General features: G+C 71.5%; 5 protein-coding genes. All 5 read left to right on the top strand.

Annotation, left to right across the window (positions count from 1 at the left end; translation table 11 throughout):
* Positions 1-122 precede the first annotated feature (122 nt).
* On the top strand, positions 123-905 hold the full coding sequence (locus tag D7V88_RS36285; RefSeq protein ID WP_372241161.1) for a segregation and condensation protein A: 783 nt from the start codon (positions 123-125) through the stop codon (positions 903-905).
* Positions 892-1,887, top strand: coding sequence for an SMC-Scp complex subunit ScpB (gene scpB, locus D7V88_RS36290; RefSeq protein ID WP_120545165.1), 996 nt, complete (start codon positions 892-894; stop codon positions 1,885-1,887). Before D7V88_RS36285 ends, scpB begins: the two co-directional genes overlap by 14 nt.
* 32 nt (positions 1,888-1,919) lie before the next feature.
* Positions 1,920-4,475, top strand: a complete 2,556-nt coding sequence (locus D7V88_RS36295) for a pseudouridine synthase (protein ID WP_120545166.1) — start codon at positions 1,920-1,922, stop codon at positions 4,473-4,475.
* A gap of 97 nt (positions 4,476-4,572) precedes the next feature.
* Positions 4,573-6,684 (top strand): HEAT repeat domain-containing protein, encoded by a 2,112-nt coding sequence (locus D7V88_RS36300; protein WP_120545167.1) that lies wholly within the window; start codon positions 4,573-4,575, stop codon positions 6,682-6,684.
* Positions 6,685-7,615: tetratricopeptide repeat protein (locus D7V88_RS36305; RefSeq protein ID WP_504814837.1), on the top strand; the 931-nt coding region annotated here is incomplete at its 3' end.

Here is a 7,615-nt window from a genome sequence, read left to right on the forward strand (position 1 = left end):
CTCCCAACCCCCCCGAAGGACGCCGTCCGGTGAGCGAAGGTCGTAAGCCACCACCGCCTGACGACCTCCCACCGGACCCGGACGGGGAGGGGACGCCGCGCACACCCGCCGATGCCTTCCGGGTGGCGCTGCCCAACTTCGAGGGGCCCCTCGACCTGCTGCTCCATCTCATCAAGGAGCATCGGGTCGACATCTTCGACATCCCGCTGGCGCTCATCACGGGGAAGTACCTGGAGTACCTGGAGCGGATGCGGGAGCTGAACCTGGACATCGCCGGGGAGTTCCTGGTGATGGCCTCCACCCTGGCGCACCTCAAGAGCCGCATGCTCCTGCCCCGACAGGACGCGGCCCAGGTGCCCGAAGGGGCGGACGCGCTCGCGGCGGTGGAGGAGGCGCAGGACCCCCGCGCGGAGCTGGTGCGCAGGCTTTTGGAGTACCAGAAGTACAAGGACGCCGCCGAACACATGGCCAAGCAGGACATCCTGGACCGGGATGTCTTCACGCGCCGGGTGCCGGTGGAGGCCGTGCCCATCCCGGACGACGAAATCGGGCTCCAGGAGATTTCCGTCCTGAAGCTGGTGGAGGCGCTCGACCGGGTGCTGGAGCGCCTGACGCCCAAGGTGCAGCACGAGGTGGTGCTGGAGCGGGTGAGCCTGTCCGAGGCCATCCTCCGGATGGCCGACCGGCTGCGCAAGGACGGGACGGTGGTGTTCGAGGCGCTGTTCACGGAGGCGGCCACGCGCCAGGAGGTGGTCATCACCTTCATCGCCATGCTGGAGATGGTGAAGCGCCGCCTCATCAAGGTTTCCCAGGCGGAGCCCCTGGGCCCCATCCAGGTGATTCCCAACGGGGACGCGCTGGAACAGTTGCGCCCCACGGAGGTTGACGAGAGTGACTACCGGTAACGGTCCCGACGACGGTGACGAGACGCCCGCCCCCGGCACGCCCGGAGGTCCCGGCCCGTTCTCCGAGGAGGAGATCGCCGCCGTCACCGGCCCCGGTCCCGACGACGCGGAACTGGACGGGGTGGAGCCCGCCGCCATCGAGGAGGACTCGGACGACAGCGTCCCGGACCTCCAGAGCTCCTTCGAAAAGCTCGTCTCCAAGAGCCGCAACCTGTCCGCGGACCGCATCCGCACGGTGCTGGAGAGCGTGCTCTTCGTCGCCGAACGGCCCCTGTCCGTGGACGAGCTGTACCAGGCGACCGGTATCCACCGGGAGGCCATCACCCAGGCGCTGGATCAGCTCTCCGGCATCCACAGGGAGGGCATCAGCGGCATCGTGCTGTACGAGGTGGCGGGCGGCTGGCAGTTCCGCACGGACCCCCATTCCGCCGAGTACGTCCGGCGCTACCTCCGGGTGAAGCCGCAGCGTTTGACGCGGGCCGCCGTGGAGACCCTGGCCATCATCGCCTACCGGCAGCCCGTCACCCGGCCGGAGCTGGAGGACATCCGCGGCGTGGACTGCGGCGCCGTCCTGAAGGCCCTGATGGACCGCAAGCTGGTGAAAATCCTGGGCAAGCGGGAAGAAGTCGGCCGCCCCATTCTTTATGGAACCACGCGCGAGTTCCTGGAGTTCTTCGCGCTGAAGGACCTGTCAGCGCTCCCCACGCTGCGGGAATTCCATGAATTGACCCAGGAGCACCGGGACATCGTGGAGAAGGAAGTGGCGCCGCCCGTACCTGTGGCGTCGGGGACGGTCCAGGCGCTGTCGGACCCGGGTTTCACGAAGCGGATGGAGAAGAACGAGGCGGCCAGTGAGGCCGCCCTGGAGGAGCTGGAAGAGGCCATGGCCGCCGCGGAGCGGACCCAGAAGGTCAGTTCCAGCGCCCTGGAAAGCCCCCCATCACCCTTGAAGGGTGATAGCGAGGGCCCCAAGCCCGAGTGACGGGCCGAATTGGAATGGAAGAAGGCTAAGGCATGGCGGCGGAACGTTTGCAGAAGTACCTGGCTCGCGCGGGAGTTGCATCGCGCCGGCACGCAGAGGAACTCATCACCAGCGGTCGGGTGGGAGTCAACAACGAGACGGTGACGGAGCTGGGCAGTCGTGTGACGCCGGGCGAGGACCTGGTCACCGTGGATGGGAAGCTCGTCACGCCGCCGGAAGAATCGTCGTACTACCTGCTCTACAAGCCCATCGGCGTCGTGACGACGCTGTCGGATCCGCAGGGCCGTCCGACCGTCGCCAACTACGTGGAGGAGACGGGCCGTCGCCTGTTCCCCGTGGGCCGCCTGGACTACGACGCGGAGGGCGCGCTGCTCTTCACGGACGACGGAGCGCTGGCGCACAAGCTCACGCACCCCAGCTTCCAGGTGCCGCGCACGTACCTGGCGAAGGTGAAGGGCGTGCCGGACATGCCCACGATTGAAAAGCTGCGCGGCGGCGTGCGTCTGGAAGACGGCATGGCGACGCCCGTGTACGTGGGCATCTTCGAGAAGGTCGAGCGCAACACCTGGCTGAAGATCGTCGTGGCCGAAGGCCGGCCGCACCTCATCAAGCGCCTGTGCGCGGCGGTGGGCCACCCGGTGGTGCGCCTGTTCCGTCCGGCCTACGCGGGCATTGGCGTGGAGGGCCTGCGTCCCGGCCAACTGCGGCAGTTGAAGCTCGCGGAGGTGACGCAGCTCAACGAGGTCGCGGAAGGTCGCGCGCAGCCCGCGGAAGCGGAGATGAAGCTGCCGCCGCGCCGCCACGGCCGTGCCGCGCCGGGCTTCGACGGTCCGGACGACGACGATGTCGAGCTGTCCATGGACGACGAACTGCCGCCGCCTCCGCGCAAGTCCGCGGCCAAGGCGGACCGCGGGGCCAAGAAGGCCCCCACGGGTCCGAAGACCCGCGAGGCCCGTCCGGAGCGCAAGGAGTGGAAGGGCGTGCAGGACGGTGGCACGCGTCCGCCGAAGTTCGCGGTGCGCGGGGCGACGCTGCCCGCGGAGGGCGAGGACATGGAGGAGGGCTTCGATGACTCCGACGTGCCGACGTTCGACGATGAGGGCGAGGAAGTGACGGAGCCGAAGGCCGCTGCGGGCCGGGGTGCTCGCGCTTCCGAAGGCAAGCCCGCGGGGGCTCGCGGCGCCGGTGGTGGTTTCGGCAAGCCGGCCAGTGCGGGTCGTGGTGCGGACGAGGGTGCTCCTCGGGGCCGCTTCGCGAAGTCGGACGGCGATCGCGCGCCTCGGACGGGTGGTTTCGGCAAGCCTGCCGGTGAGCGGGCTCCTCGTGCGGGCGGCTTCGGCAAGCCTGCCGGTGGCAGCCGCTTCGGAGGTGACGAGGGTGGTGCTCCTCGCGGCCGTTTCGCCAAGTCGGACGGCGATCGTGCTCCTCGGTCCGGTGGCTTCGGCAAGCCTGCCGGTGATCGCCCGCCTCGCGCGGGTGGCTTCGGCAAGCCTGCCGGTGGCAGCCGCTTCGGTGGCGACGAGGGCGGTGCTCCTCGCGGCCGCTTCGCGAAGTCGGATGGCGATCGGGCTCCTCGGGCGGGTGGCTTCGGCAAGCCTGCCGGTGGCAGCCGCTTCGGCGGTGACGAGGGCGGTGCTCCTCGGGGCCGCTTCGCGAAGTCGGACGGTGATCGCGCTCCCCGGTCCGGTGGTTTCGGCAAGCCGGCCGGTGATCGTCCGCCTCGTGCGGGTGGCTTCGGCAAGCCTGCCGGTGGCAGCCGCTTCGGCGGTGACGAGGGCGGCGCTCCTCGGGGCCGTTTCGCCAAGTCGGACGGTGATCGCGCTCCCCGGTCCGGTGGTTTCGGCAAGCCGGCCGGTGATCGCCCGCCTCGCGCGGGTGGTTTCGGCAAGCCTGCCGGTGGCAGCCGCTTCGGTGGTGACGAGGGCGGGGCTCCTCGCGGCCGTTTCGCCAAGCCGGATGGCGATCGCGCTCCTCGGGCGGGTGGCTTCGGCAAGCCGGCGGGTCGCTTCGGCAAGCCGGATGGCGATCGCGCTCCTCGGGCGGGTGGCTTCGGCAAGCCGGCGGGTCGCTTCGGCAAGCCGGATGGCGATCGCGCTCCTCGGGCGGGTGGCTTCGGCAAGCCGGCGGGTCGCTTCAGCCGTGATGAGGGCGGTGCTCCTCGTGGCGGCGCCCGGTTCGGCAAGCCGGCCGGTGGGGCTCGTTTCAGCAAGCCCGCGGGTGGCAGCCGCTTCGGTGGTGGTGAAGGCGGTGCTCCTCGCGGCGGTGCCCGGTTCGGCAAGCCGGCCGGTGGGGCTCGCTTCAGCAAGCCCGCGGGGGCTGGCGCGTCGCGCGGCGAAGGCCGTCCCGAGCGTCGTGAGTGGAAGCCCCGTGGCGAGGACTCCGGCAGCCGGGGTCCCCCGCGCGCCAGCCGTGGTGGCGTGGGCCGTACGCCCCGTTCCGCGAGTGCGAGTGGAAGCCGTCCTGGCGACTCCGCCCGGCCTACCGGCGAGCGCATCGTGCGCGCCGGCATCCGCAAGGGTCCTCCGGGCGAGGGGGGCGGCGCCAGCAAGGGCGCCGGCTTCTCCAAGGGTCCCCGCCGTCCTCGCTAGGACATCCATCCTCCCGGGTCGTGCCGTCGGTGGGCGGCCCGGGGGGGCGTTGATATAACCGCCGCCTACCTCCACCGTCCGCCTCTCCGGGAGAACGATGCGATCCAGCGTGCGCCCCCTCTTCCTCGCCCTGACCCTGCTGGTCGGGTGCAACGGCAACAGGGATCAGCTCCTCGCGGAGATCCAGGACCCCCGTCCGGAGATCCGCGCCGCGGCCGTGAAGAAACTGGCCGCCCAGAACAACGCGGACGACCTGGTCCTCTTCACGCGCGCGGCCAAGGACCTCTCTGCCATCGTTCGCGGTGAGGCCGCGGGCGCGCTCGGCGAAAGCCAGGACCCCCGCGTGGTGGACCTGCTCGGCGAACTGCTCGAGGACGCGGACGAGTCCGTGCAGGGCAAGGCCGCCCTGGCGCTCGCCAAGGTGAAGAGCGACAAGGCCAAGGCCTACCTCACGCTCCAATACGGACGCCGGGGCCGCGCCACGCGGCAGATCATCGTCCAGGCCCTCAAGAGCGCGAACGTCCCCGGCGCCATGGCGACCGTCGTCGCCGCCGAATCCAAGGGCCTCTGGGAGCGCAACCTCCTGGCCCTCACCGAAGGCGCGCTCCCCGAACGCGTGGGCGCCGCGGAAGAGCTGGGCAAGAGCGGCCGTCCGGAGGCCATCAACCGGCTGCTGCCCATGGTGCGCGACAGCCAGGTCATCCTCGCCGCCGCCGCCGTGCGCGGGCTGGGCGACGCGGGCGACCCGCGCGCCGTGGCGCCCATCGCGCTGTTGCTCGACGAAAGCTTCCCGGAGCTGCGCGAGTCCGCCATCAGCGCGCTGATGAAGCTCCAGGATCCGACCTCCGCCACGCGGCTCCAGGCGGTGGCGGTGGAGAAGAGCGCGGTGAGTCCGCTCGCCACCGACGCCATCCTGACCTTCCAGCGCACGCCGGCCACGGACGCCGCGCTGTGCGCCATCGCGCTCGACGGCGCGCGGGCGGAGGCCGAGGAAGCGGGCCGCGCCATGCGTTCGCGCGGCGGCTGCCCGGCGGATCCCATCGCGGACCGCCTTTCCCGGCCGGCTTCCGCGGCGTCGGGACTCCAGGCGGTGGTGGGCCTGGGACCGACGGCGAAGGCGCTGCTGCCCAAGGTGACGCCGTGGCTCAACCAGCCGGACGTCGCGCTGCGCACGCTCGCGGTGGAGGCGGTGACGAGCATGGGCGATGCGTCCGTCGCCCCCGCGCTCCAGAAGCTCTACGAGCAGGAGGTCGCCGGGCTCGCGACGCTGCGCGCGGACTGGGTGCCGACCGCGCTGCCCCTGAAGTACAGCGCGGAGCTGGATCCGGCCGCCCCGCGTACCACGTCGAAGAAGGAGGACAGCAAGGCGGGCAAGCACGCGCAGCTCTTCGACCGGCTCCAGGCGCTCAACGTGGCGCGGGCGAAGGGGGCAGGGCGCGCGGTGGTGCCCCCGCGCGTGCCTTCCGAGCTGAGCGACGACGTGGATCCTTCGAAGCTCGAACCGTTGGCCAGGCTGCTGACGGGGCTGGGCGCGGTCAAGGCTCCCGGCGCGCTGGAGGTGCTCAAGGGCTACACGAACGACGCGAGCCCCGTGCTGCGCGCGGCGGCCCTGGTGGGACTCGCGTACGTGGGGCCGGAGGGCGTGGAGATCACGCGCACGGCGCTGCTGGAGCCCGACCGCGAGCTGCAGAAGACGCTGGCGCTGGCGCTGGCGGAGCAGGGCGAGAGCGGCCAGGTGGCGCTGGTCGCGGCGCTGCCGAAGATGGGCAGTGAGAAGCTGGTGGTCCTGGATGCGCTGACGCGCGCGGGCCCGCCGCCGGCCTCCACGTCGGAGATGCTCCAGGTGGTGGTGAAGGAGGGTGGGGCGGAGGCGGCGCTCGCGGCGATCCTGCTGGGCCGGATGGGCGCGAAGGACGCGGTGCCCACGCTGCTCAAGTCGCTGGACGACTCCAACAGTGTGGCCCGGCGCGACGTGCTGCTGGCCCTGGGCGCCATTGGCGACGCGAAGTCGGCGGAGAAGGTGGGGCGCGACCTGTACCACGACCTGCCGGAGATCCGCGCCGCGGCGGCCACGGCGCTGCGCAAGATGAACACGGGCGCGGAGGCCGAGCCGCTGGATGCGCTCAAGGGTGACTACTTCCGCGAGGTGCGCAACGCCGTGGGCGCGACCTCGACGAAGGATGACAAGGTCGCTGGCGGAGCGCGGTGAATGGAGCTGCGCGCGCTCAAGGACAAGGCGACCGAGGCCTTCACCAAGGGCCGCTTCTCCAAGGCCGCGGAGCTGTACGAGGACTACTGCCGCGCTGAGCCGAAGGACCACCAGAGCCGGCTGCGCATGGGGGACGCCTGGTCCAAGGCCGGTCATCGCGACCGCGCCGTCACCGCGTACCAGTCCGCCGCGGAGGGCTTCGCGAAAGAGGGCTTCCTGCCGCGCGCCATCGCCGCGAGCAAGCTGATCCTCGAACTGGATCCGGCGCATCAGGGCGTGCAGCAGATGCTCGCGGACCTGTACGCGCGAAGGGGCACGCCGACCACGTCCCGAACGAAGCCGAAGGATGGCGCGTCCGCGACGCCGCAGGGCACGCCTGGCCTCATCACCCAGCGCGAGGCGCCGTCCGGCGCGGTCGGTCCGGCAGGGAAGGGCGCTGCGTCGGACCTCCCTCCCACGGGGTCGCCGGGTCCGGCCTCCGCCGACGCGGCAGGCACGACGGGCTGGGCGTCCGCGTCGAGCGCGGTGCGAACGACTCCCGCGCCGCTGGAGGCAGGTGGCGCGTCGCTCGACCTGTCGGATTCGCTGCCGCCCGAGCTGGCCCTGACGTCCGCGGCGTCCACCGAAGCGCGAAGCCCCTCGGCGCCCGAAGACACCGAGGTGGTCCTCTCCGTCGAGGTGGAGGTCGAACCCCAGCATGACGAGCCCGGCTGGGACCTGACGCCCGAAGCTCCGTCGGAACCGGAAGCCTCCAGCTCCATCCCGACAGCGAACATGCCGGTCGCTGGTACAAGCTCCGCCCAGAATCCCATCCCTCCACGGGACGCCACCGCGAGCCAGCTTCCGGTGCCCCCCGCATCCACACCTTCCTCCGCTGCCCCGGACCGCCAGCCTCCAGGCCTGTCCGTCCGCGTCGCACCGCCGCGAACCC

This window comes from Corallococcus terminator (genome assembly GCF_003611635.1).
GTDB lineage: Bacteria > Myxococcota > Myxococcia > Myxococcales > Myxococcaceae > Corallococcus > Corallococcus terminator.

Coding starts and splice junctions, on each gene's coding strand:
- D7V88_RS36295 (WP_120545166.1), top strand. CDS start 1,920: ATGGCGGCGGAACGTTTGCAGAAGTACCTGGCTCGCGCGGGAGTTGCA.
- D7V88_RS36300 (WP_120545167.1), top strand. CDS start 4,573: ATGCGATCCAGCGTGCGCCCCCTCTTCCTCGCCCTGACCCTGCTGGTC.